The organism is Salinigranum sp. (assembly GCF_041641895.1).
Taxonomy (GTDB): domain Archaea; phylum Halobacteriota; class Halobacteria; order Halobacteriales; family Haloferacaceae; genus Salinigranum.
This window is the reverse complement of the sequence record NZ_JBEPXO010000047.1, coordinates 1-23,416: the sequence shown is the minus strand read 5'-3', so window position 1 is coordinate 23,416 and position 23,416 is coordinate 1. Positions and strand designations below refer to the sequence as shown.

Sequence of the window (23,416 nt, the reverse complement as noted above, 5' to 3'; positions counted from 1 at the left end):
GGCGAAGGCTTAGGTTCCCCTGCGCTCCCGTGGCACACGGGGACAGGGAACGGGCGCCCTCGGGACGGATTCCGTTTCGACCGACGACCATGCATCGTTCCGCCCGCGCGCTGTCCTCACTCGGCATCACCCTGCCGATTCACCTCTCCTACCTGACTCCGACGAGCCAGCCCGCCCAGCGACGCGACTTCAGTCCTTCCCCGGCGCGGGCCACCGCGGCGTCTTGGGCGCCTCGATGCGCTCGACCTGCTCGTCCGTGAGGTCCAGTTCCACCGCACGGAGGTTCTCGCGGAGGTGTTCGCCGGTGCGCGGGCCGACGATGGGTGCGTCGACGACGTCCCTGTGGAGGAGCCACGCGAGCGAAACCTGCGCGGGCGTGGCGTCGAGGTCCGCGGCCACCTCGCGGACGGCGTCGAGGACGGCCCAGTTCTCCTCGGTGAAGCGGTTCTCCGTGTAGTCGTCCGTCTCCGCACGGCTCCCCTCGGGCACCTCGTCGCCGCGGTCGTACTTCCCCGTGAGGAAGCCACCGGCGAGCGGCGACCACGGGATGACGCCGACGCCCTCGCCCGCACAGACGGGGAGCAGGTTCGCCTCCTCGTGGCGGTCGACCGCGTTGTACTCCGGTTGCATGCAGGCGAACCGCTCGTACCCCTCGACGTCGGCGGTGTACAGCGCCTTCGTGAACTGGTACGCCGACATGGTCGACGCGCCGAGGTAGCGGACTCTTCCGGAGTCGACGAGGTGGTCGAGTGCGGAGAGCGTCTCCTCGATGTCGACGTCGGGGTCCCAGCGGTGAATCTGATAGAGGTCGACGTAGTCGGTCCCGAGGCGGTCGAGCGACCGCTCCACCTGGTCAAGGATGTGCTTGCGGGAGAGTCCGGACTTGTTCGGCCCCTCCCCCATCGGGAAGTACACCTTCGTCGCGACGACGAGTTCCTCGCGGTCGTACCCCTCGATGGCCTCACCGACGATTTCCTCGGACTCCCCGCGCGAGTAGGCGTTCGCCGTGTCGAGGAAGTTCACGCCCGCGTCGAGCGCCTCCCGGATGAGGTCGATCGACCGCTCGCGGTCGTCGAGCATCCACGGCTGGGAGGACCCGAAATTCATACAGCCGAGACAGAGCCGCGAGACTTCGAGGCCGGTGCGTCCGAGTCGGGTGTACGCCATGTCGACGTCTGTCATACAGGACGGTCGCAGGCCGGTGTCAAAAGCGTGTGCTGCGGTCCCGGGCGGACTGAACCGACCCCGATAGCAAAGAGTCCCGGGGCAGTACGACTGGTATGAACCGTCGCCGTACCGACGCCGACTGGTCGCGTGCAGTCGGGGTCACTCTCGTGCTCCTCGCCGCGTCGCTCGTCCCCTCGCCGTTCGACCGACGTCCGGGCTGGGAGCCGGTGGGCCCGGACAAGTTCCTCCACCTGGTCGGCCACGCGGGCTACGCGGTGGTCCTCGCCGACGCGCTCGACGGGTGGCGAGGCTCCCGTGGCGAGGCTGCGGTCTTCGCGGTGTGTCTCTCGACGGCGCACAGTCTCCTCACGGCGAGACTCCAGCGACGCGTGCCCGGCCGACGGGGGGAACTCGGTGACATCGTCGCGGGGGTCCTCGGGGCGACGCTCGCAGCCGTCGGGTGGTACGTTCGGGGGGACGGGCCGGGCCGGTCGGAAGACGGGGAGTCGGCGTCGCCGTCTCCGTAGCCCACGTCGGCGCCTCGCTAGCCCGCGTCGTTCGTCCCCCGGACGGTGAGGACGGGGACCGACGCGGTCCTGACTACCCGTTCGGTGACGCTCCCGAGGAGGTATCGTTCTACGCCCGTGCGCGCGTGCGTGCCCATGACGACGAGGTCCACCTCGGGGTCGTCGGCCCGGTCGAGGATGACCTCGGTCGGCGACCCCTCGCGGACCTCGCCGGTCACGCGCTCGAACTCACGCTGCTCCGCCCGGTCGACGATGTCGGCGACCGTCCGCCTGGCCGCCTGGTCTGCGGCCTCGAACACCGTCTGACTGTGCGCGTCGAGGGGGAGCGCGTCCGTGTCGACCACGTAGAGGACGTCGATGGCTGCCCCGAACCGCTCGGCGAGGTCGAGCGCGTGGTCGAACGCGGCGAGCGAGGCTTCGCTGCCGTCCGTCGGGAGGAGGATGTGTTCGTACATGGCGGTGCTCGCGTCTACGGAGGCGGCGGAGGCCAATCAGTGTTCGTGCCGTCGCCCGGGCGGTTGCCGAACCGGGCGTGACTCGGAGCGCAGCGGTCGAGAGATGCGACCGAAGCCGCCAGCGCCGGCCTCCGCCGGGGCCTCGCGGGGACGGGAGCGAGCGAGGCGCGACGGTCAGCCCTCGGTCGCCGACGGCTCTCGAATCGCCCGCCGCCGTTCGGGGACGACGTCGAACGCGTCGTTCGTGTCCCCGAGGACGAGGAGGCCGTAGTAGCGGAGGAACGTCTGGACCGGGACGGCGATGAGCAGTGTGAGCACGACCATCGCGGCGACGAACAGGACGACGGCGACGCCGACGACGACCCAGCCGGCGACCGACGCCACCGTCAGGAGCGCGCCGCCGAGGAGTCCGACGAGGGCCAGCGGGATGCCGACGGCGAGCGCGGCGACCAGCATCGCCAGCGCGGTGAGGATGCCGCCCGCGAGGCTCAACACGACCGACATGAACAGGTACGCGAGGTACTGCTTCCACTCGCTCCGGAGCGTGGGCCAGAAGCGCCGCCACGAGGCGACGACGCCCCGCTCTTCGAGGAGCATCACCGGGACGACGAACATCGTCGTGAAGCCGTTCAGGAGGCCGCTGACGAGTGCGACCAGTATCAACACCGGGATGGCGACGACGAGGAGGCCGAGGGCGGCGACGCGCCCGGCCAGAACCACCGGGGCGAACACGGCGACGAGGACGCCACCGACGAGGCCGACGGTGGCGACTGTGAGGGCGAGTCGGAAGCCGAACAGGCGGACCCCCTGCCGCCAGTGGTCGCGCCAGTAGCGCCTGACGGTGACGGCCTCCTCGCGGAGCGACCGGACGAAGACGAACTCCATGACCGACCCGACGAGGAGGAAGCCGAGGAAGACGAAGAGGAGCAGGGCGGCGATAGCCGCGACGATGGCCACCTCGGGGGTGCCGAGCGACGGGAGGTTCGGCGCACCCGAGGGCGGCGTCGTCGGGGTGTCGGGCGTGGTCGGAGTTCCACTCCCCGTGAACTGGAAGGGGTTGAAGCCGCCGGCGCCGCCGGCGAAGAAGACGACGACGGCGAGGCGGAGCCACCGACCGCGGTCGAGTGGCCAGAGGAACGCTCTCGTCGCGTCGATGGCGTCCTCGATGTCGTCGAGGGCGTAGAGTGTCACGGGGACGCCTCCTCGCGTCGTCGGAACTGTTCGTGCTGCTGGGGGGGACCAGAGTCGGGCATACGCACTCGACGTATCACCACACCATCACAAAACTGCTTCGTCTGCGCGCCCGGTCGTCACCGGCAATACTCGTCCCCCGCCACGACGAGTGACAGAGACGCCCGCGGTGAGGCGGCGACGGCGGTGGTGGGACCGCGGCGTCGGTCACGTGACCACCGGCGTAGTCGTATCGGTCACGGTACCGAGTGACGTGGGACGCGGCGTTTCGGTGTCGTTTTCCGCTGTCGTCCGCAGGGCCTAGGCGATGGATTTCGAATTCGATACGGGTCGCCGCCGGTTCCTCGAACTCGCCGGGACCGGGACCGCGTTCTCGCTCGCTGGCTGTAGTGCCCTCCAGGACGACGCGTCGTCGCAGGCCCAGACCACGACCGAAGCGGGGTCCGAGAGCGGTGGTGCGTCCACCGACGACGCGAGCAGGCGGGCGACCGTCGCGATTCGAGCCGACCAGCAGGCTCTCCAGCGGCGCCAGCAGGAGATTTCGGCGGAACTCCGCGCCGGGAACATCTCCCGGGCCGAGGCACAGCAGCAGTTCCAGACGGCACAGCGGGAACTCCTCGCGGAGGAAGTGACGGCGTTCCAGGACCGCGCCGAATCGACGGAGACGCTGGCCGTCGTCGACAGCGTCGAGCAGTTCGGGGTCTTCCTCGTCGAGGGGCCCGCGACGACGGTGCTCGACACCCTGTCGTTCGACCCCGTCAACGCCCTCCTCTCGGCGGCGACGTTCCAGGAGGCGAAGCGGCGTGCCCAGCAGCAACAGTCCCAGCAAGGGCAGACGGGCACGGCGGAAGCCGGTACGGCGGAGACGACGAACGCCACGTCGGCCGTGACGGCAACCGAAACAGCGAACGCGTCGTCGACCGAGGCGACGGACACCACGTCGGACTGAGTCCACGTTCGCCCGGTCGGACGCCGGGCGTCAGTGGTCTCGTTCGTACAGCCGACACGGAACCGTCGTCTCCCAGTCGGTGTGGCGGTCCACCGCGTCGGTGGCTCGGAACCCGGCGTCGCGGCACAGGTAGACGGCCGCGCCGCGTTCGTCGACCGTCCAGAGAGACGCCCGGTCGTAGCCTCGGCGCCGACAGAAGGCCATAGCACCGTCGAGGAGGACCCGGCCGACCCGGGACGGTCTCGGCAGTCGCCGGCGTGACCGGTCCGACACGTATCGGTTCGCGCCCTATTATACACGGTTCGAAGTATCGAAAACTCGCTTTAAAGCCACTGAGGATCACGTTCTCTCGGAGAGGGCGCACAGTGAGTTTAAGTCTGTCCGGTCCTCCACTGCTAGTGATGAGTTCTCCCCAGAGAGCCGCCGCCGAGCGACGGGATTCGGTCCCGTACGAGACGGTCGACCTCGGCGTGCTGGTGATCGGTGCAGGCGCAGCAGGGGCACGGACGGCGATCGAGCTCGTCGAGCAGGGGGTCGACCCCGCGGACGTGCTGGTCGTCGGCAAGCGACAGCACGGCGACGCCCACACGACCTGGGCACGCGGGGGCATCAACGGCGCTCTCGGGACCCACGACCCGGAGGACGACTGGACCGTCCACGCCGCCGACACCATCGACGAGGGGCACCACGTCAACGACCCCCAGAAGGTAGAGACGGTTACGAGGCGGATGCCGGCGCTTCTGCGGGAGCTCGACGAGTGGGGGATGCCCTACAGTCGGACGCCCGACGGCGAGATCGATCAGCGCTACTTCGGCGCGCAGTCGTTCAGGCGGACCGCTTTCGCGGGCGACCACACCGGCGAATCGCTCCTGAACACGCTCGTCGGCCGGGCCCAGTCGCTGGAGATTCCGTACCGTGAGAACGTGTTCGTCACGCGATTGGTCGAGGCGGACGGGCGGATACTCGGCGCTGCCGGCTACGACATGGACACCGGCGGGTTCCTCCTGTTCGAGGCCGACACGGTCGTGCTGGCCGCCGGGGGGTACACCAGTCTGTACCGTCGTCACTCCTCTCGCGACGACGAGAACACCGGCGACGGACCGGCGCTGGCGTACCAGGCCGGCGCTCGCCTGATGGACATGGAGTTCGTCCAGTTCCACCCCACGGGGATGGTCGGCGCCCGGTACGGCGACGAGTGGGACGGCCGGCTGGTGACCGAGGCCGTCCGCGGCGAAGGGGGCCGGCTGTACAACGCCGACGGCGAGCGGTTCATGGAACGGTACTCCCCGGACCAGATGGAACTCGACGCGCGCGACGTCGTCGCGCGGGCCATCGCCCGAGAGATCAGCGAGGGTCGCGGGACCGACGCCGGCGGGGTCTTTCTCGACATCTCACACCGCGACCGGTCGTTCATCCGAGAACGCCTCCCGCGGATGTACGAGCGCTTCGCCGACCTGGGCGTGGAGATGGCTACCGAGGCCGTCGAGGTGGCACCGACCGCGCACTACGGGATGGGCGGTGTCGTCGTCGACGCGGTCGGCGAGACCGACATCGGCGGGCTGTACGCGGTCGGCGAGACGATGGCCGGCGTCCACGGCGCGAACCGACTGGGCGGGAACTCGCTGGCCGAGACGATCGCCTTCGGTCAGGTCGCCGGCGAGGCCATCGCCGACCGGGTCCGTGCGGGTGACCCGGCGGCCGACCATGCGTCGGACGTGCTCCACGACCGCGCTACGCTCCACTTCGGGAGTCTCCAGCGACTGGTCGACGCCGAGGGGCGTCACGACCCGGCGGCGCTGTTCGACGAACTGCGGGCGGTGCTGTGGAAACACGCTGGTATCCTCCGCGACGAGGAGACGCTCGCGGCGGGCCTCGACGCGCTCGCGTCGATCCGGCGTCGAGCGTCCGACCTCGACGTGGGCGACCCGACGAGTCGTTCCTTCGAGTTCGCGATGAACCTCGGGTTCGCGCTCGACGTGGCCGAGGCGGTGCTCCGTGGGGCGACACTGCGAACCGAGTCGCGCGGCGCTCACGCCCGGACGGACTATCCCGACGACGACGAGGCGTGGCGACGCAACGTCGTCGTTAGCCGGGACAGCGTGGGTGGGATGCACCTCACGACCCGGGCCGTCGACGAACCGAGCGAGGAGGTCCAGGTGGCGCTGGATGCGGGCTTCGAACTCGACTACCACCAGCTCGAGTGAGAGACGGAGCGCCTCGTGGTCCCGGTTCGAGTGCAGGGCCGACGTTTTTCAGTGTCGATTCGCTAGGACACATCCGACAATGACCGAGAAACCACCCCGCGAGTGTCCGTTCTGTGACTTCGAACCGGATGTCGCGAAAGAGGACGTCAAGACCGCACCCGAGATGGAGGTCCACCGGGTGCATCGCCACGTCGAGACGGAGCACCCCGAGCGGGTCGACCAGCTCCCCCAAGGTGGCGACGGGGAGTAGCGACCCGACCCACGCGCAGCGTCGCGGTCACAGTGTCGACTGTTTTCTCGCCCGCTTCGGTCCGAGAGCCCGAGAGACACCCGACCACGTCGTCAGGCCGTCGAGTAGTCGAGGCGCCGACCGACACGTGCCGCCTCGCGTCGGTCGCTCACGACGACTCGGCGACGCACGGAGCCGAGTGAACTGCTCCTACCCACAGCTTCAACCCGGGGTCGCCGGTAACGGACATCCGCATGACGGTCCGCACACACACCCTCCCGAGCGGTGACGAACTGCCCGCACTCGGACTGGGGACGTGGAAGCTCGACGGCGAGACGGTCAAAGAGAGCGTCCGTGCCGCGCTCGACGCCGGGTACACCCACGTCGACACCGCCGAGGGCTACCGGAACGAGGCCGCCATCGGTGAGGTGCTGGCGGAGTACGACCGCGACGACGTCTTCCTCACCTCGAAGGTGCTCGCGAAGAACCTCAACTACGACTCGCTCGTCGAGTCGTGTGAGGCGTCGCTCGCTCGACTGGGCACGGAGTATCTCGACCTCTACCTCGTCCACTGGCCCAACCCCGCCATCTCGCTCCGGGAGACGCTGGACGCGATGGCGACGCTCCACGACCGCGGCCTCGTCCGGAACGTGGGCGTGTCGAACTTCAGCGCCTACCAGCTGAGCTGTGCTCACCACATCAGCGACGTCCCCATCGCCGTGAACCAGATCGAGTTCCACCCGTGGCTGCAACGCCCGGACCTCGTCGACTACTGCCGGGAGTCGGAGACGGTCGTCGAGGCGGCCGCGCCGCTGGCCCGAACGGAGATATTCGAGGACGAGGTCGTCCAGGAACTCGCGGCGTCGTACGGGAAGTCGCCGGCACAGGTCGTCCTCCGGTGGGCGCTCGACACCGACGTGGTCGTGTTGCCGAAGTCCTCCTCGCCCGAACACGTCCGGCAGAACGCCGAGTTGAACTGGACGCTGGAGGAGGCGGACCGCGAGCGACTCGACGGGCGGGACCGCGACCGACCCGTGTACGACACGCCCGCACGCGACTGGTCGGGCGACACGTACGGTATCAGCCAGTAGCGGCGGCGGAGTCGAGACCGGTCACTCCGCGACGCCGACCGGCCGTCCCGTCTCGGCCGACTCGTACACCGCGTCCAGCACGCGCATGTCGACCAGGGCGTGCTCCCCGTCGGGGTAGACCGGCGTGTCGGTGAGCAGGTGGTGTCCGAAGTAGGCGAACTCCTCTTCGAGCTGGTGGACCGGGTCGAACGCGACGTCGGCTTCCACCCCGTCGCGGACGACCCTGAGTTCCCGGGCCTCTCGTTCGTAGAAGGCCGGGTCGAGAATCAGCTGGCCCTCCGTCCCGGTCAGTTCGAGCCGGCTCGCGTGCTGTGCGTTCTGGCTCACCGTACAGTGTGCCTGGACGCCGTCGGAGAACCGCATGTCGAACGAGGCGTGTTCGTCGACAGCGTCGAACGCCTCGTGGACGGAGCGGGTGTGACCGGTCACCCGTTCGGGGTCGGACTCGAGGAGGAACCGCGTCGTGTTGAGCGGGTAGACGCCGAGGTCCATGAGCGCACACCCGCCCGAGAGTGCGGGGTCGAGTCGCCACTGGTCCGTCGCCTCGCTCAACTCGCCGAGCATCGTCTGCGACATCGAGGCGTGGACGTGGACGACGTCGCCGACGAACTCCTCCGCGAGGAGTTCCTTCACGCGGCGAACCGCGGGGTCCGTCTGCATCCGGTAGCCGACCATGAGCGGGACGTCCCTTGCCTCGCAGACGTCGACCAGCCGTTCGGCCCGGTCGAGCGTCGCCTCCATCGGCTTCTCACAGAGGACCGCCTTTCCCTGTTCGGCCGCGGCCTCGACGTACTCCAGGTGGGTCGCGTTCGGCGTGGCGACGTACACCGCGTCGTACTCGTCGGCGACGTCCCCGTTCCTGAACGCCTCGGGGGTGACGCCGGTGAGGTCGTGTTCGCTCGCGACGGCGTCGACCGCGTCGGCGTCGACGTCGGTCGCAACCGCCGCCTCGGTGAACGCCGAGCGCTGGATGCCGGGGAGCGCCCACCCCCGCGTGAACCAACCGAGGCCGATGAGCGCGAGGCGGACCGGCTCGGAGACGCTCTCGGGGTCGCGGGTCTGCCAGTCGCGGTGAGTGAACTCGTCGAAGTACGTGCCGAGAGAGACGTCCATGGCGTCCCCACCTCTCGGGCGAGGCGGATAACTATTAGCGTCGGCCCCGGAGAGGGGCCGCATGGACCCCCACGCAGTGCTCGCAGAGAGCGTCGTCGAGGTCGCACCCGACCGGTACGCCGTCGTCACGACCGACCAGCGAATCGGCGACGCGTTCGCAACCGTCGACGACGGCCGCGAACTGACGCACGTCGTCCGGGAGGACCGACTGGCGAACGTCGAGACGCGCCGCGCCGAACCCGGGTGGGTACTTCTCACCTTCGACGCCGACCTCCCCTTCGAACTCGTCGGCTTCCTCGCCGTCGTGGCGACGGCGCTCGCCGACGAGGAGGTCTCCATCTTCGCGCTCTCGGCGTACTCGACCGACCACGTGCTGGTCAAGGAGGCGGACGCCGACCGGGCGGTCGAGACGCTCTCCGAACTCGGCTGTGGGATACGACGCCGGTAGCCCCCCGGGGGCCGGCCACGGACTGGTGGGCACCGCGGGGTGGTTCCCGCCCCGGCGACGGGTGGGGTGAGTCGGAGGGCGAGCCAGCGGGCGGCCCCGACGAGACAGCGCACGAGTGGTGCACCGAGTGGGCGACCGAACGTTCCGGACGGCGGTTCGTCGTGCGGAGCGACTACGGGTGAGTCACGGTCGCTGTTGCTTCTCGCGGCGGCCGCGCCCGAACAGCCGTGCCGAGAGCGACCGCTCGGAGGGACGTTCGACCAGCACCACGGAGGCGTCGACCTCGTTGACGACGTCGAGATGCAACGACTCCGTGACCAGACGCGAGAGCAGTCCGCGCTCGGTCGCCCCGAGGAGCACGAGCGTGTGGTCGGCGGCCGCACGCTCGATTGCCGCTTCGATGTCGCCGGAGTCGTCGACGAGCCGTCTCGCGTCCTCTAGGCCACGTTCGGTCGCCCAGTCGGCGAGGAACGCTTCGCCGGCCTCGCGCTCGCCGGACTCGACGACGTGGAGCACCGACACCTCGGCGTCGGCGGTCGTCTGGAGCGTCCGGGCGACCTCGGCGCTGAGGTCCGAGTACGGTCCGCCAGCCGTCGGCACCAGCACGCGCGAGGCGTCCACCCGCCCGTTCTTGACGACGAGGAAGTCACAGGGGAGGCGGTTGGTCAGTTCGTCGAGGGGCCGTTCGGCGCGGGCGGCGTGCCACAGCCGGTCGTCACCCCAGCTCATCACCACGAGGTCGGGCCGGGTGCGGCGCGCGCGGTCGAACACCTCCTCGAAGGAGCGCGAGGAGACGATGGTCGACGTCTCGAACTCGACGTCGTACCCCTCGACGCGCCGTTCGATGTCCGCCATGAGACGCGCGGACTCGCGGGTGATCCGGGCGTGGTGGCCGTCGGACTCCACCGCGAGCCGGGAGGGGGTCTGGACGATGTGCGCGGCGTGGACGGTGCTGTCCTCGTGGGCGCTCGCGAGCGTGCAGGCGAACTCGACGAGCGGGGCCTCGGTTCGCGGGTTCGCCACCGGAACCAGGATGCGGTAGGAGTCGGGGTCGCGGACGAACTCCCCGAGGGTGTCGACGACCGGCACGTACGACCGCCCCGCGAGGCCGCCGAGTACCCACTCTCTGGTCGAGAGCCGGCGGACGTTCTCGAAGCGCTCGATTTCGAGACGACGCTCGCTGGTCTGGTAGTAGTTGACGACAGTGACCAGGAGGACTCCGCCGACGGTGTTGCCGAGCAGGACGGGGAGCACGAACTCCACCAGCGCCGTGGCGAGTCCCGTGCCGCCGACGAGCATCAGGTAGACGGACTCGGTGAACGAGACGACGACGTGAAAGAGGTTTCCGAGCGGGATGGCCAGGAAGGCGAGGTAGACGATGAGGACCCGCGAGACGGTGTCGCGAGCCGCGAAGTTCATCCAGACGACGCCGGCGACGATGAGGCCGGCGAACGCACCTTTGAAGAAGAGGGCTGTCACCGGCGTCTGGATGCCCTTCTCGGCCAGGTCGGCGGCGACTGTCGCCGCCTCGGGGCTGAACACCCCCCCGTAGGCGAGCACGACGGCCCCGGCGGCTCCACCGGCGAAGTTGCCCGCGAGCACGACCAGCCAGTGTCGGAAGAGCGCGGGGACGCTGGCCAGCCGTTCGAGCGTCAGCGCCACCGGCGGGAGCGTGTTCTCGGTGTAGAGCTGGTAGCCGCCGATGATGATGTAGATGAAGCCGATGGGGTAGAGCAGGACGGCGGCGATGGGGCTGTCGGTCGCGGCAGACATCGACGCGTACAGCAGATACGTGATGGTGATGGCGAACCCGCCGGCGACGGCGGCGAAGAAGAGTTCGCGAAGCCCGGACGTGATCTCGTGGTCCGCGTCCGCGACGATTCGCTGGAACACCTGGTCGGAGGAGAAGAGGTCCGGGACGACCTCACCGGTGACTGGAATGTCGTTCTCGGAGGTGTGTCGGCCGTGCCGGTCCGACGCCTCTCGCTCGGAGTCCGTCATGAGTAACGGGCCGCCACCGACCGACTAAGAGCTTTGTCTCTCCGTCGGCTCGGCACGACCCGAACGGACACCGACCCGAAACGGTGGGTCCGTCGAGCCTCTCGTCGGCGGGCGGTCCGGCGGCGGCCGACGGACGGGCGCCGGTCGGGGTCCCGCTCGGACGCAGTGGCGTCTCGGTCGGCCGTCGAGGCACCACGGTGAGGGTGGACGGTCAGGGCCTGGGTGGCTCGGACTGACCGCTCGTCGTCTCGCCGTGGTCGTCGGTCAGCGCTGACGACAGGAGCGTGCGCTCGGCCTTCCGCAGGTGTTCGTGTAGCGTCGCGCGGCTGATACCGAGTTCCTCGGCGAGCCCTTCGTTCGTGATCTTCCGCGGCCAGTCGTAGTAGCCACGCGCGAGCGCCTCGGTCGCCACCTCGCGCTGTCGCTCCGTCAGTAGCGAGTCGCTGCCGGCCCTGAACCGCTTGAGCTTGCCGAGCGTGACGGTGCCGAACGCCTCCAGGTCGTCGATGATCGCTCTGAGGTCCTCGCGCCGGAACACCAGCACGTTGTACTCGCGCTGACGGCCGGAAACGGTGTTCGAGCGTCGAAGCGTGCCGTGGTTCCGGTAGATGGCGGAGTACGCTCCACACGAGGGTTTGGTCACGAGGAGGTTGTCGGTGTCGAGGCGCTGGACGTGTCTGACGTGGTCGGCCGCGTCGAGTTCCGCCTCGAACGCGTCGGCGTGGGGGCCAGCCCGGAGCACGAACGTCACGAACCCGTCCTGAATCTCCTCGATCTCGATCGGCACCGGGGTGTCGACGTCGGCGGTCAACCGTCGGAGGATGCAGTCTCGTTGCTGTGTGAAGTGGACCGTCGCGAGGAACATACTGGTTGTCCGTGGAGACTCTCCGCACGACGAAAAAGGTGGTCGCCCGGGAGTCGCTCGCACGCACAGGTCCGCACGTATCGCGCACGACTCCCCGCGCTTTCTATATAATGAGCCAACAGCTGTTGGGGAAATCCTTACTCATCGTTCACCGCAAACGTACGCCGAACGATATCAGATGACATACAATCTCGGCGTCGACGTCGGCGGGACGTTCACCGACGTCATCGTCTTCGACGAATCGACGCACGAACTCACCATAGACAAGGTGCTCACGACGCCCGCGAACCCTTCGGAGGGGGTGTTACACGGCATCGAGGAGGCGACGGCGAAGGCGGGCACGTCCGTCTCGGAACTGAACCTCCTGTTCCACGGTACGACCGTCGTGACGAACATGCTCCTGGAGGAGACGGGGTCGCGAGTCGGCCTCGTCACGACGGCCGGTCACGAGGACATCCTCCACCTGGCCCGTGCGTGGACGCCGGGACCGCTGTACGGCTGGATGGGGATGGAGAAGCCGAACCCGCTCGCGGACCTCGTCGACACGCGCGGCGTCGGCGGGAAGATCGCCTCGCCGTCGGGCGAGGAGACCGAACCGCTCGACGAGGAGGCGGTCCGGGCGGCCGTCCGCGACCTCGACGACGCCGGCGTCGAGTCGCTCACCGTCGCGCTGTTGAACTCGTATCTCAACCCGGCCCACGAGGAGCGCGTCCGCGACATCGTCGCCGAGGAGGCGCCGACGCTCCCGGTGTCCATCTCCTCCGAAATCGTCCCCGAGTACGGCGAGTACGAGCGGACGCTGACGACCGTCATCAACGACTACGCGCGGCCGACCGTCATCGGCTACCTCGACGACCTCGACGCGTCGCTGGCCGAGGCGGGGTCGTCGGCCACGATGAACGTCGTCCGCTCGGACGGCGGTCTCATGAGTTCGACGGCCGCGAAGGAACGCCCGGTCGAACTCGCGCTGTCGGGGCCGAGCGGTGGGGTCGTCGGCGCGGCGACCATCGCCTCGAAGAAGGGCGTCCCCGACGTCCTGACACTCGACATGGGCGGCACCTCGACCGACGTCTCTCTCGTCGAGGCGGGGACGCCGGAGACGACGCGACAGACGAAGGTCGGCTACCGGGAGTTCACCTCCCGCTCCATCGACGTCAACACCGTCGGCGCCGGCGGTGGCTCCATCGCCCGCGTCCAGTTGAACGGGTCGCTCCAGGTCGGCCCCGAGAGCGCGGGTGCGGACCCCGGGCCGGCGTGTTACGGACAGGGCGGCGAAGAGCCGACGGTCACGGACGCGAACGTCGTCCTCGGCCGTATCCCCGCCTCCGTGCAACTCGGCGGCCGGATGGAACTCGACCGCGAGGCGGCCCGCGAGGCCGTCCAGACCATCGCCGACGAACGCGGGACGAGCGTCGAGGAGGCCGCACAGGCCATCCTCGACATCGTCAACGAGAACATGCACAGCGCGCTGCGCGTCGTCTCGGTCGAGCGCGGCTACGACCCCCGCGAGTTCGGCCTCGTCGCGTTCGGCGGCGCCGGACCGATGCACGCCAACGCACTCGCCGACGTGATGGGGGCGTACCCCCTCGTCGTCCCGCCGGGACCGGGCGTCATGTCGGCGTTCGGCTTCCTCACCTCCGACATCCAGAACGAGTTCGCCGAGACGTACCTCGAGACCGAAGAGGACATACACGGACGGGACGTCTACGAGGAACTCCGGGCACTGGAGGCCGACGCGAGCGACTGGCTGATATCGGAGGGCGTCGCCGAGTCGGACCACGCGTTCGACTACGTCGCCGACTGCCGCTACTTCCGGCAGGACATCCAGATGTCGATCCCCATCACCATCGATAACCTTCGCGGGGAGGCCGGCCTCGCGGAGGTCAAGGACGACTTCGAGGCGCGTCACGACCGACAGTTCGGCTTCACTCTCGACGCACCCCTCGAGATCGCGAACCTCCGCGTCGTCGGGAAGGGGACGCTCCAGGGCGTCACCATCGAGGAACACGACCCCGTCGGCGCGGACTCCAGCGACGCCGAAGTCGGCACGAGCGAGGTGTACTTCGACGACGCGTACCACGAGACGCCGGTGTACGACCGCGAGGCGTTGCGTGCGGGCAACGAGATCACCGGCCCCGCCATCGTCACCGAGGACGACTCGACGATCGTCGTCCAGCCGAGACACGTGGCCGCCATCGACCGCTACGGAAACATCGAGATCACCCGAGGTGAGGACCAATGAACGACAGCGACAGCGACACCCCCGAGTTCGTCGGCGACCACGACATCGACCAGACCACGCTCGACATCATCGAGAGCACCCTCTCGAACACCCGGTACGAGATGGACCGCGTGGTGGAGACGACGGCCATCAGCCCCGTCATCCGCGAACAGTCCGACCAGTTCCCCCTCATCGCGGACGCCGAGGGACGGATGGTCATGGGACAGTTCGGCTCGGCCATCGACACCATCCTCGACAACGCGTCGTTCGACCGCGACGACCTCGTCGAGGGCGACGTCGTCGCGACCAACGACCCCTACATGTGTGCCGGTGCCGTCTCGCACACGCCGGACATGCTCCTCCTCCGACCCATCTTCTACGACGACGACCTGGTGGGCTTCGCCAGCCAGTGGGGCAACCTGATGGACGTCGGCGGAAAGACCCCCGGGAGCATGCCCGTCCAGGCGCGGACCATCTTCGAAGAGGGGATGCGCCTCCCGCCGGTCAAACTCTACAAGCGGGGGGAGATCGACACCGAACTGCTCGACTCGTTCGCGCACAACACGCGTCTCCCGGACCACGCCGAGGCGGACATCAAGGCGCTCGCCGCGGGGACGAAAGCGGCCGAGGCGCGGGTACAGGAGCTCTGCGACCGGTTCGGCGAGGAGACGTATCTCGAAGCGTGCGACGCCATCCTCGACCGCACCCGCGACGGGATGATCGACCTCATCCACGAGTTCGTCCCCGAGGGCGAGCGCTACACGTTCGAGGACCACGCCGACGACGACGGCCTGGGCAACGGTCCTATCAAACTCCACCTCGAGATCTACCGCGAGGGCGACACGGTCTACCTCGACTGGACCGGGACCGACGAACAGGTGCCGGGGACGGTGAACTTCCTCCTGAACGAGAAGATGTTCAAGATGTTCACCGGGGTGTTCCTCATCATGGCGTTCGACCCCCTGCTCACGTTCAACGACGGCTACTACGACCTCTTCGAGGTGACGCTCCCCGAGGGGTCGGTGCTCCAGCCGGAGTTCCCCGCCGCACTCGGCAACCGACTGCCGCTGATGGCCCGGCAGTTCGACGTGCTCCAGGCCACGTTCTCGAAGCTCATCGACGGCTTCTCCGTCGCCGGCAGCTACGGGACGTCGCCGAACCTCGTCTACGCGGGGACCGACTCGGACGGGAACGACTTCCAGATGCTCGAGATTCTCTACGGCGGGATTCCGGCCCGGCCCGGTGGCGACGGCCTCGACGGGCACTCGTGGTGGCCGCTCTTCCGGACCGTGCCGGCAGAGTACCAGGAGGCGTACTACCCGCTCTCCATCGACGAGTACAGCACGCGCGCCGACACGGGTGGAGCCGGCGAGTTCCGCGGCGGGCACGGCATCACCAAGGTGTACACGTTCGAGGCCGAGGGCGCCATCACCTTCCAGGACGACCGCGCCCACACGTACCCGTGGGGCGTCGAGGGCGGGAAGTACGGAGGAACGAGCGAGAAACGGCTCCTCCGGGCCGACGGGACCGAGGAGGAACTCCCCTCGAAAGTTGAGAACGTGTCCGTCGAAGCGGGCGACAGACTCGTCTTCAGCACGGCCGGCGGGGGTGGCCTCGGCGACCCGCTGGACCGCGACCCCGAGACGGTCGCGACGGAGGTCAAACGCGGCCTCGTCTCCGACGCGGCCGCCAGTTCGGAGTACGGCGTCGTCCTCACCGACGACGGCACGGTCGACGAGGCTGCGACCGAAGAGCGGCGCGCGGCGATGCGCGAGGAGCGCGACGAACCGCAGCAGTTCGACTACGGGCCGCTCCCGGACGAGGAGACGCTCGCGACCCGAATCCGCGAGGAGCGCGAGACGTTCGAGAACCGGCAGCGCTGACCCCGGACCGACACGACCACATCACCACCCCACCCTCTCACACCACACCACATCATGGATTGGCCAGACGACATCGACGCGGAGTACGACGACGAGGCGTTCGGCGGGAGCGTCGGACTCGGCGAGCGACCCGCACTCCTCGTCATCGACCTCATCAACGCGTTCACCGACCCCGAGACCGACCTCGGCTCGGACGTCTCGGACGTCATCGACCGGACGGCCCGACTGCTCGCGGCGTTCCGCGACCACGACCTGCCGCGGTACTTCACGACCGTCGCCTACGAGGAGTCGTACGGTGACGCCGGGCAGTTCATCGAGAAGGTCCCGGCGCTCCGAGAGCTGCGGCTCGGCACCGACGCCGTCGAGGTCGACGACCGCCTCGCCCCCGAGGGCGACGAGCGCGTCGTCCTGAAGAAGTACGCGAGCGCCTTCTTCGGGACCGACCTCCAGACGGAGTTGACGACGCAGCGCGTGGACACCCTCGTTCTCGCGGGCGTCACGACGAGCGGGTGCATCCGTGCGACGGCCGTCGACAGCCTCCAGCACGGCTACCGAACCATCGTCCCCGCCGACGCCGTCGGTGACCGCGCCGAGGGGCCACACCACGCGAACCTCTTCGACATCGACGCGAAGTACGGCGACGTCGTGACGACCGACACCGTCCTCGACCACCTCGGAGGGACGGCCGATGCGGAGTGAGGGGCGCAGGGGACGGGCCGGCACGGCGGCGGACGCCAGGACAGCACGAGCGGACCGTCGAGGCGGTGAGCGGCCGTGACCGACGCGGGTGCGCGACTCCGTGAGCACCTCGCGACCGACGGCCTGCTCGTCTGCCCGGGCGTCCACGACCCGCTGACGGCCGCCGTCGCCGACTTCGTCGGGTTCGACACCATCTACATGACCGGCTACGGGACGTCGCTCTCGAAGATTGGCTACCCCGACGCGGGGTTCATCACGATGCCGGAGATGATCGACAACGCCGCCCACATCCAGGAGCGAATCGACGTCCCTCTCGTCGCCGACGCCGACAACGGCTACGGCAACGCAACCAACGTCGTCCGCACGGTTCGAGAGTACATCAAGGCGGGCGTCGGTGGCATCCACATCGAGGACCAGACGTTCCCCAAGCGGTGCGGGCACACCACGGGCCGGCAGGTCATCCCCAGAGCGGAGGCGGTCGGGAAAGTCGCGGCCGCGGCCGACGTCCGTGACGAACGTGCCGAGGACTTCGTCCTCATCGCCCGGACCGACGCCCGCGGGACGGGTGACGGCTCGCTCGACGAGGCAGTCGGACGGGCCAACGACTTCCTCGACGCCGGCGCGGACGTGGCGTTCGTCGAGGGGCCGACCGACGAGCGCGAGTTAGAGCGCATCGGCCGCGACGTCGACGGCCCGCTCGTGTACAACTTCGTCGGCGACCTCGGCTCCTCGCCGTACGTCGAACTCGACGCGCTCGAGGAGTATGGCTTCGACGTCGTGCTGTTCCCCATCGCGGCGACGCTGTCGACCATCGCGAGCGTCCACGAGGACCTCAGCGCCTTCGCCGACGACCCCGTCGCGGGGATGCGGCGCATCGACGACCGGTTCAACAGCCGACCCGTGGGGAGCCTCCACGAGTTCTCCGGCTTCCCCGAAGTCGTCGACTGGGAGCGCGCGTACCTCCCGGCCGAGGAACAGGGCAAGTACGAGGGCTCGCTCGGGGACGACGTCGACTCGACGGGACCGTAGTCGGCGTCCACCGGCGTGGGCGTCTGTCGGGCGGGGACGTCGGTGGCAGCGACGGTGGCTAGATAGTTAGCCCGCCGGGCGTGCCCCGTCGGTCGTACTGTTGAGCGACGGGTTCCACTGGAGACCCGCTCGTCGCATCGGACGTGGTCGTGAGGGAAACACCATGTTCCAGACCGAGACGAACGCGGACGAGACGGTTTCGAGACGTAGCGTGCTCAAGACGGCGGGCGAACTCGTCACGGGGGTGACGGTGCTGGCGGGCCTCGGTGCCGGACGGGGCGCCGCGGAGACCGAAGAGGGCCTCCAGTTCGACGTCCGGGAGTTCACCGAGGAGTACATCGTCGTCGAGGTGGCGTTCCCGGACGAGACCTACGACGGGGTCGAGTTCCCGGACGACGTCTTCCTCGGCCACGCCGAGCGGTTCGTACTCCACGAGGACGGCGAGTGGGTCTCCCTGCCCGACGAAACAACCTGCCTCGCCACTCCCGTCGCGGGAGGGTGGGAACGGGTCGACGAGCGGCGGTACGTGGGGTACTTCCGCACGGCGGAGGTCGACCTCTCGGAGGCGACGGGCGAGGAGGTCGTACTGGGACTGGGGCTGTTCCCGGAACGCACCGTCCCGGTGAGCGACTGGGCCACCTGTCCCGGCCACCGCGACTACTGACGACGGCGACTCGGCGACGGCGGTCAGACCCGAGCCTTCGACCGGCAGCAGACGGTGTCGTCGCCGTCGTCGTACCGGACCAGACCGACGGCGTCGAGTTTCGGGAGGTGGACGTGTCGGAGCCGGACCGCGAGCTCCGACGGGTCCTGCGGTATCTCGACGGCGTCGGAGACGGACCTCGAGCGGAGTTCCCGGACGAGGCGGTCCAGTGTCACTGCCGACCCGCGAGCGTCCAGCACCGCCACGACTGACGAGCGGACCGGGTCGCGAAGCACGTCGAGCGCGGACCACAGCTCCTGGCCCGTCGTCTCGAGGAGGAGCGCGGTGAGCGACCCGTTCCGGAGGTCGGGGTGGGGGCCGCGCTCGACGCGACCCGTGTCCTCGTCGACCGTGACCAGCTCGGCGGCCCGGAGGACGGGGAGGTCGACGTGGTGGAGAGCGACGCGTACCTCGCGTTCGGTCGGCGGAGACCCGGAGTCATCACGGTCGACGACGACGGACGCGAGGTCGTCGACCGACAGCGGGCGCGGTCGGTCGAGGAGCGTCGAGACGACGAGTCGCCTGCGCGCACACGAGAGCGCCCTGATCGTCTCTGCCGAACAGCGCGTCGCGTCGTGGGGGTCGGCCGGTCCGTCGGTTCGCGGCTGGGCGGGCATCACTGTCTCGACCGAAGACGGTCCGGAGCAAGTCTGTAGCGCCGATACGATTAGGGTCTGGAGGGGCCGAGCCGGCGTTCTTCGGTGGCGAACCAGGCGAGACTCGGTCGGGTCGCTGGCGCGACCGCTCCGACGGCGAGTGGGTGGACCGCGGTCGACCGCCGCGTGGCCGGCGCACCGGGTCGGTGTCGACGTCCGACGAAGAGTCCGCAGACAGTGTGACTGCGCCGGGTACGTCCGAGAGCAGCGGGACTCTCGTCACTCCCCCAGTCCGGCGCATCCTCTCCCTCACTCGGAGGGCGAGTAAACATACTGGGGATTTGAACATATCCTTTGTCCCAAAAGGATTAGATAGACGCGCCGCCCGTCGCGAGCGTGAGGAGAGACGGCGAGACGTCGCTGGAACCGGCGTGGTAGCGTCGAGGCGACCCGTTGGACACTCGGCAGACGGACGGGTGACGGCAGCGGGTGGCCCACCCGCTGGTGGCCCGTTCGCGCCCGCGACTCGCTCGCGGCGTCGCCGGGGTTCGTTCGTCGGAGCCGAATCCCGGCGTCCGTCCGGACGAACAGTCGACAGTCACCTGTCGGCCGGCGACTGCAAGCAACAGTCACAAATTTGTGGAGAACGATACCCGGATGCTGGTGGGAAGAGGTCCCCCGTTACCCCCTCACCCCCTCACCGTTTTGGATCGAACCACCGGCACGGTGGCCGGGTCTCCCGCGTCCGGCCACTGCGATTTACGAGCGAACGTTCGACGACGAGGAGCCGAGACTGTGGCGGTGTCGCGGGGCGAGGTCGATTCCGGTAGTTGACCCACGTCTCGTTGGCGCTGCGAGTCCGTCGTCGTCGCGGCGGTGGTCACCGTACGTCCGAGACACCCTCGAGAACGCGTGGGCGTGGACGTGGAGGCTGTTGTCCGTACGCGGGTAACTCCGCCGGCGGAGTCCTTTTGTGGCTCCGTCTCGAGAGAGTGGTAATGACCGCACACTCGCTGACCGAGAGTCTCAGGGAGACGCTCTCGGTGTTCTCGGACCTCGACGAACCGCTCGCCACGACGGAGGTGGCCGAGCGACTCGACCTCGGCAGGCGGAGTACGTACGAACGACTCGACAGGCTCGTCGAGCAGGGACGGCTGGAGACGAAACAGGTCGGCGCGAGCGCCCGGGTGTGGTGGCGGCCGCGGGCCGGTGCAGGGTCGACGGACGACGTCGGCGTCCTCCTCTTCGACGAGGCGTCAGAGGTGGCGTGGGCGAACGAGGCGGTCGGACGGTACTTCGGTATCGACCACGACGGACTGGTCGGCCGCGACAGGCAGACGCTCGTCACGGAGGTTCTCGCGCCGACCGTGAGAGACGAGGAACGCTTCGGACGGGAGGCGCTCGACGGGGTCGATGGCGACCGGTTCACGTTCCACGTTCGCCAGGAGTCGGCCCCCGAGGACCGGTGGCTCGAACGCCGTCGCGAACCCATCGACGACGGCCTGCTCGCGGGCGGCCACGCGGAGTTCTACTACGACCTCACGGCCCGGGAGGCGTCACGACCGAGCGAGGAGGGCGACGAGAGCCACGACCAGTCCGAGCAGTTCGAACAACTGGTCGACGCCGTCGACGAGTACGCCATCTTCAGGCTCGACGAGGAGGGCCACGTCGAGACCTGGAACGACGGCGCCGAGCGAATCAAGGGGTACCACACCTCCGACATCGTCGGGGAGCACTTCTCGACGTTCTACACCGAGAACGACCGCGACGCGGGCGTCCCACAGCAGAACCTCCGCGTCGCCGCCGAAGACGGCTCGTTCGAGTCGAGCGGCTGGCGCGTCCGCGAGGACGGCTCGCGGTTCTGGGCCAGGGTCACGATTTCAGCCGTGCGCGACGACGACACGCTCGAGGGGTTCCTGAAGGTGACGCGCGACATGACGGACCGACGGGAGCGCGAACAGCAGCACCGCCAGGAACGGGACCTGCTTCGACGGGTCCTCGACACGGCGCCCGTCGGAATCGGCGTCTTCGACAGCGAGGGCGACGCGGTGCGTCTGAACGGGCGGTTCACCGAACTACTCGGGCTGGGCGACGAGTCGGACGGCTACCAGCTGGGTCGACAGCCCATCCGGGACGCGGACGGCGAGGTCATCCCGTTCGAGGACAGACCGGTCCCACTGGCGCTGGCGACCGGCGAGTCGGTCATCGACCGTCGGGTGCGGGTCGACTGGGACGACGGCCAGACGCGGTGGCTGTCGGTCAACGCCGTCCCGTTCGGGGAGGAGCCGAGGCGGGCCGTCGTCACGATGGCGGACGTGACGCAGTTGAGGGAGCAAGCGGACCGACTCGAGCGGCAGCGCGACGACCTCGAGAGCGAGCTCCGCGTCGTGTTCGACCGCGTCGACGACGCGTTCTTCGCGCTCGACGAGCAGTGGCAGTTCACGCACGTCAACGACCACGCGGCGGACCTACTGGGCCGGTCGAGCGCCGAACTCGCCGGCCGAAACGTGTGGGACGCGTTCCCGGAAGGGCTCGAGACCGGCTTCCAGACCGAGTACAAGCGGGCGATGGAGACGCAGGAGACGACCCACTTCGAGGAGTACTTCGAACCGCTGGACACCTGGTTCGAGGTGTCGGCGTACCCCTCCGAGAGCGGCCTCTCGGTGTACTTCCGGGACGTCACCGAGCAGAAGGAGCGCGAGCGGGAGCTGGAACGGTACGAGACCATCGTCGAGACCGTCGAAGAGGGCATCTACGTGGTCGACGAAGACGGGTACTTCACCCAGGTGAACCGGGGCTACGAGGCGATGGTCGGGCGGGACCGGGCGGAACTCGTCGGGTCGCACGTCTCGGTGGTGGGAGTCGACGAGCAACTCCGCGAGCAGGTGCAGCGACTGGAAGCGGAACTGGTGGCCGGGAAGCGGGAGACGGCGACCTTGGAGGCGCAGCTTCCGCGGTCCGACGGCGGGACCTGGACCGGCGAGGCGACGTTCTCGCTGGTGGAGCGGGCTGACGGGTACGAACGGGTCGGTGTGGTCCGCGACGTCACCGAGCGCAAACAGCGCGAACAGGAGCTGGAACTGTACGAAACCGTCGTCGAGACGGTCGAGGACGGTATCTACGCGGTCGACGCCGACGCCGAGTTCGTCATGGTCAACCAGGGGTTCTGTGAGCTCACTGGCTACGACCGCACCGAGCTACTGGGTCGGCACGCGACGACCATCCACGACGAGGAAGTCACCGAACGGGCGGCGTCCATGGGGAACGAGGTCGCGGAGGGAGACCGACGCGTCGCGATGATAGAACTCGACGTCCACCGGAAAGACGGGGAGTCGGTCCCGTGTGAGAGCCGACTCGCGCCGTTCAGCCTGGACGGTGAGACCGGTCGGTGTGGGGTGGTCCGTGACGTCTCGACGCGTCTCGAACAGGAACGGGAACTCCAGAAGCGCGTCCACCAGCAGGGGGCCGTCGCGGAACTCGGCCAGCAGGCGCTCGAGGGAACGGACCTCGACGCGCTCATGCACGACGCCGCGGCCCTCGTGGCGGACGCGCTCGGAACCGACTACTGCAAGGTGCTGGACCTCGACGAGGAGCGGGAGGAACTGCTGTTGCGCCAGGGCGTCGGCTGGCAGGACGGCATCGTCGGGTCGGCGACCGTCTCGGCGGTCGAGGACGAATCGCAGGCCTCGTACACGCTCCAGTCGCAGGCCCCCGTCGTCGTCGAGGACCTGGAGACGGAGACGCGGTTCAGCGGCCCCGACCTGTTGACCGACCACGCCGTCCGGAGCGGAATCAGCATCGTCGTCGGGTCGTTCGACGACCCGTGGGGGATTCTCGGCGTCCACGACACCGAAACGCGGTCGTTCACCGAGACTGACGTCGACTTCGTCCAGTCGGTCGCAAACGTCCTCGCGTCCGCCATCGACCGACACGCGTACGAGACGAAGCTGGTCCGCCAGCGCGAGCAACTCAAGGCACTCAACGACGTCAACCGGGTCGTCAACGAGATAACGGTCGCGGTCATCGAACAGTCCACGCGTGAAGA

Annotated in this window: 20 protein-coding genes; 12 read left to right on the top strand and 8 right to left on the bottom strand. The window is 68.8% G+C overall.

The window, feature by feature from the left end; all coding sequences use genetic code 11:
• Positions 1-189 precede the first annotated feature (189 nt).
• On the bottom strand, positions 190-1,167 hold the full coding sequence (locus tag ACESK5_RS11450; RefSeq protein ID WP_372911706.1) for an aldo/keto reductase: 978 nt from the start codon (positions 1,165-1,167) through the stop codon (positions 190-192).
• Positions 1,168-1,280: 113 nt separating this feature from the next.
• Between ACESK5_RS11450 and ACESK5_RS11445 the strand changes: the two genes are divergently transcribed.
• Positions 1,281-1,694, top strand: a complete 414-nt coding sequence (locus tag ACESK5_RS11445; protein WP_372911698.1) for a teicoplanin resistance protein VanZ — start codon at positions 1,281-1,283, stop codon at positions 1,692-1,694.
• 17 nt (positions 1,695-1,711) lie between these two features.
• Here ACESK5_RS11445 and ACESK5_RS11440 read toward each other — a convergent pair whose 3' ends face one another.
• Positions 1,712-2,149 carry a universal stress protein gene (locus ACESK5_RS11440; protein WP_372911697.1) on the bottom strand — a complete coding sequence of 146 codons (438 nt, stop codon included), beginning with the start codon at positions 2,147-2,149 and terminating at the stop codon, positions 1,712-1,714.
• 174 nt (positions 2,150-2,323) lie between these two features.
• A complete protein-coding gene (locus ACESK5_RS11435) occupies positions 2,324-3,340 on the bottom strand; it encodes a hypothetical protein (protein ID WP_372911696.1) in 1,017 nt (338 codons plus the stop codon).
• Positions 3,341-3,647: 307 nt separating this feature from the next.
• Here ACESK5_RS11435 and ACESK5_RS11430 point away from each other — a divergent pair, with 307 nt between their 5' ends.
• Entirely contained in the window at positions 3,648-4,289 is a 642-nt protein-coding gene (locus ACESK5_RS11430) for a hypothetical protein (protein ID WP_372911695.1), read from the top strand.
• A 30-nt stretch (positions 4,290-4,319) separates the two neighbouring features.
• On the opposite strand, the gene ACESK5_RS11425 is transcribed toward ACESK5_RS11430, so the two are convergent.
• A complete protein-coding gene (locus tag ACESK5_RS11425) occupies positions 4,320-4,493 on the bottom strand; it encodes a hypothetical protein (protein WP_372911694.1) in 174 nt (57 codons plus the stop codon).
• A gap of 197 nt (positions 4,494-4,690) precedes the next feature.
• On the opposite strand from ACESK5_RS11425, the gene ACESK5_RS11420 reads away from it, so the two are divergent.
• The 3 genes from ACESK5_RS11420 (at position 4,691) to ACESK5_RS11410 (ending at position 7,813) form a co-directional block, all read left to right on the top strand.
• A complete protein-coding gene (locus tag ACESK5_RS11420; protein ID WP_372911693.1) occupies positions 4,691-6,493 on the top strand; it encodes an L-aspartate oxidase in 1,803 nt (600 codons plus the stop codon).
• A 79-nt stretch (positions 6,494-6,572) separates the two neighbouring features.
• On the top strand, positions 6,573-6,743 hold the full coding sequence (locus tag ACESK5_RS11415; protein WP_372911692.1) for a hypothetical protein: 171 nt from the start codon (positions 6,573-6,575) through the stop codon (positions 6,741-6,743).
• Between the two features lie 233 nt (positions 6,744-6,976).
• On the top strand, positions 6,977-7,813 hold the full coding sequence (locus ACESK5_RS11410) for an aldo/keto reductase (RefSeq protein WP_372911691.1): 837 nt from the start codon (positions 6,977-6,979) through the stop codon (positions 7,811-7,813).
• A 21-nt stretch (positions 7,814-7,834) separates the two neighbouring features.
• Here ACESK5_RS11410 and gfo6 read toward each other — a convergent pair whose 3' ends face one another.
• Entirely contained in the window at positions 7,835-8,926 is a 1,092-nt protein-coding gene (gene gfo6, locus ACESK5_RS11405; RefSeq protein WP_372911690.1) for a D-xylose 1-dehydrogenase Gfo6, read from the bottom strand.
• Between the two features lie 61 nt (positions 8,927-8,987).
• Here gfo6 and ACESK5_RS11400 point away from each other — a divergent pair, with 61 nt between their 5' ends.
• Positions 8,988-9,374, top strand: coding sequence for an ACT domain-containing protein (locus tag ACESK5_RS11400; protein WP_372911689.1), 387 nt, complete (start codon positions 8,988-8,990; stop codon positions 9,372-9,374).
• Between the two features lie 183 nt (positions 9,375-9,557).
• Here the strand turns inward: ACESK5_RS11400 and ACESK5_RS11395 are convergent, their stop codons facing one another.
• Positions 9,558-11,375 (bottom strand): formate/nitrite transporter family protein, encoded by a 1,818-nt coding sequence (locus ACESK5_RS11395; RefSeq protein ID WP_372911688.1) that lies wholly within the window; start codon positions 11,373-11,375, stop codon positions 9,558-9,560.
• A 211-nt stretch (positions 11,376-11,586) separates the two neighbouring features.
• On the bottom strand, positions 11,587-12,240 hold the full coding sequence (locus ACESK5_RS11390; RefSeq protein ID WP_372911687.1) for a helix-turn-helix domain-containing protein: 654 nt from the start codon (positions 12,238-12,240) through the stop codon (positions 11,587-11,589).
• A 178-nt stretch (positions 12,241-12,418) separates the two neighbouring features.
• On the opposite strand from ACESK5_RS11390, the gene ACESK5_RS11385 reads away from it, so the two are divergent.
• The 5 genes from ACESK5_RS11385 to ACESK5_RS11365 all read left to right on the top strand — a co-directional run bounded on the left by ACESK5_RS11385 (position 12,419) and on the right by ACESK5_RS11365 (position 18,736).
• The gene (locus ACESK5_RS11385; RefSeq protein ID WP_372911686.1) at positions 12,419-14,482 is read left to right on the top strand and encodes a hydantoinase/oxoprolinase family protein; all 2,064 of its coding nucleotides are present in this window, start codon (positions 12,419-12,421) and stop codon (positions 14,480-14,482) included.
• Positions 14,479-16,344 (top strand): hydantoinase B/oxoprolinase family protein, encoded by a 1,866-nt coding sequence (locus tag ACESK5_RS11380; RefSeq protein ID WP_372911685.1) that lies wholly within the window; start codon positions 14,479-14,481, stop codon positions 16,342-16,344. The genes ACESK5_RS11385 and ACESK5_RS11380 overlap by 4 nt, the downstream gene beginning before the upstream one ends.
• 54 nt (positions 16,345-16,398) lie before the next feature.
• Complete coding sequence (locus ACESK5_RS11375) at positions 16,399-17,043, top strand: isochorismatase family protein (RefSeq protein ID WP_372911684.1); 645 nt, start codon at positions 16,399-16,401, stop codon at positions 17,041-17,043.
• Positions 17,044-17,118: 75 nt separating this feature from the next.
• Complete coding sequence (locus tag ACESK5_RS11370; protein ID WP_372911683.1) at positions 17,119-18,072, top strand: oxaloacetate decarboxylase; 954 nt, start codon at positions 17,119-17,121, stop codon at positions 18,070-18,072.
• 163 nt (positions 18,073-18,235) lie between these two features.
• Positions 18,236-18,736, top strand: coding sequence for a hypothetical protein (locus ACESK5_RS11365; protein ID WP_372911682.1), 501 nt, complete (start codon positions 18,236-18,238; stop codon positions 18,734-18,736).
• A gap of 23 nt (positions 18,737-18,759) precedes the next feature.
• Here ACESK5_RS11365 and ACESK5_RS11360 read toward each other — a convergent pair whose 3' ends face one another.
• Positions 18,760-19,392: a hypothetical protein gene (locus tag ACESK5_RS11360; protein ID WP_372911681.1), complete on the bottom strand. Its 633-nt coding sequence runs from the start codon at positions 19,390-19,392 to the stop codon at positions 18,760-18,762.
• Between the two features lie 977 nt (positions 19,393-20,369).
• Between ACESK5_RS11360 and ACESK5_RS11355 the strand changes: the two genes are divergently transcribed.
• Positions 20,370-23,416: PAS domain S-box protein (locus ACESK5_RS11355; RefSeq protein ID WP_372911680.1), on the top strand; the 3,047-nt coding region annotated here is incomplete at its 3' end.

Coding starts and splice junctions, on each gene's coding strand:
- ACESK5_RS11450 (WP_372911706.1), bottom strand. CDS start 1,167: ATGGCGTACACCCGACTCGGACGCACCGGCCTCGAAGTCTCGCGGCTC.
- ACESK5_RS11445 (WP_372911698.1), top strand. CDS start 1,281: ATGAACCGTCGCCGTACCGACGCCGACTGGTCGCGTGCAGTCGGGGTC.
- ACESK5_RS11440 (WP_372911697.1), bottom strand. CDS start 2,149: ATGTACGAACACATCCTCCTCCCGACGGACGGCAGCGAAGCCTCGCTC.
- ACESK5_RS11430 (WP_372911695.1), top strand. CDS start 3,648: ATGGATTTCGAATTCGATACGGGTCGCCGCCGGTTCCTCGAACTCGCC.
- ACESK5_RS11425 (WP_372911694.1), bottom strand. CDS start 4,493: ATGGCCTTCTGTCGGCGCCGAGGCTACGACCGGGCGTCTCTCTGGACG.
- ACESK5_RS11420 (WP_372911693.1), top strand. CDS start 4,691: ATGAGTTCTCCCCAGAGAGCCGCCGCCGAGCGACGGGATTCGGTCCCG.
- ACESK5_RS11415 (WP_372911692.1), top strand. CDS start 6,573: ATGACCGAGAAACCACCCCGCGAGTGTCCGTTCTGTGACTTCGAACCG.
- ACESK5_RS11410 (WP_372911691.1), top strand. CDS start 6,977: ATGACGGTCCGCACACACACCCTCCCGAGCGGTGACGAACTGCCCGCA.
- gfo6 (WP_372911690.1), bottom strand. CDS start 8,926: ATGGACGTCTCTCTCGGCACGTACTTCGACGAGTTCACTCACCGCGAC.
- ACESK5_RS11400 (WP_372911689.1), top strand. CDS start 8,988: ATGGACCCCCACGCAGTGCTCGCAGAGAGCGTCGTCGAGGTCGCACCC.
- ACESK5_RS11395 (WP_372911688.1), bottom strand. CDS start 11,375: ATGACGGACTCCGAGCGAGAGGCGTCGGACCGGCACGGCCGACACACC.
- ACESK5_RS11390 (WP_372911687.1), bottom strand. CDS start 12,240: ATGTTCCTCGCGACGGTCCACTTCACACAGCAACGAGACTGCATCCTC.
- ACESK5_RS11385 (WP_372911686.1), top strand. CDS start 12,419: ATGACATACAATCTCGGCGTCGACGTCGGCGGGACGTTCACCGACGTC.
- ACESK5_RS11380 (WP_372911685.1), top strand. CDS start 14,479: ATGAACGACAGCGACAGCGACACCCCCGAGTTCGTCGGCGACCACGAC.
- ACESK5_RS11375 (WP_372911684.1), top strand. CDS start 16,399: ATGGATTGGCCAGACGACATCGACGCGGAGTACGACGACGAGGCGTTC.
- ACESK5_RS11365 (WP_372911682.1), top strand. CDS start 18,236: ATGTTCCAGACCGAGACGAACGCGGACGAGACGGTTTCGAGACGTAGC.
- ACESK5_RS11360 (WP_372911681.1), bottom strand. CDS start 19,392: ATGCCCGCCCAGCCGCGAACCGACGGACCGGCCGACCCCCACGACGCG.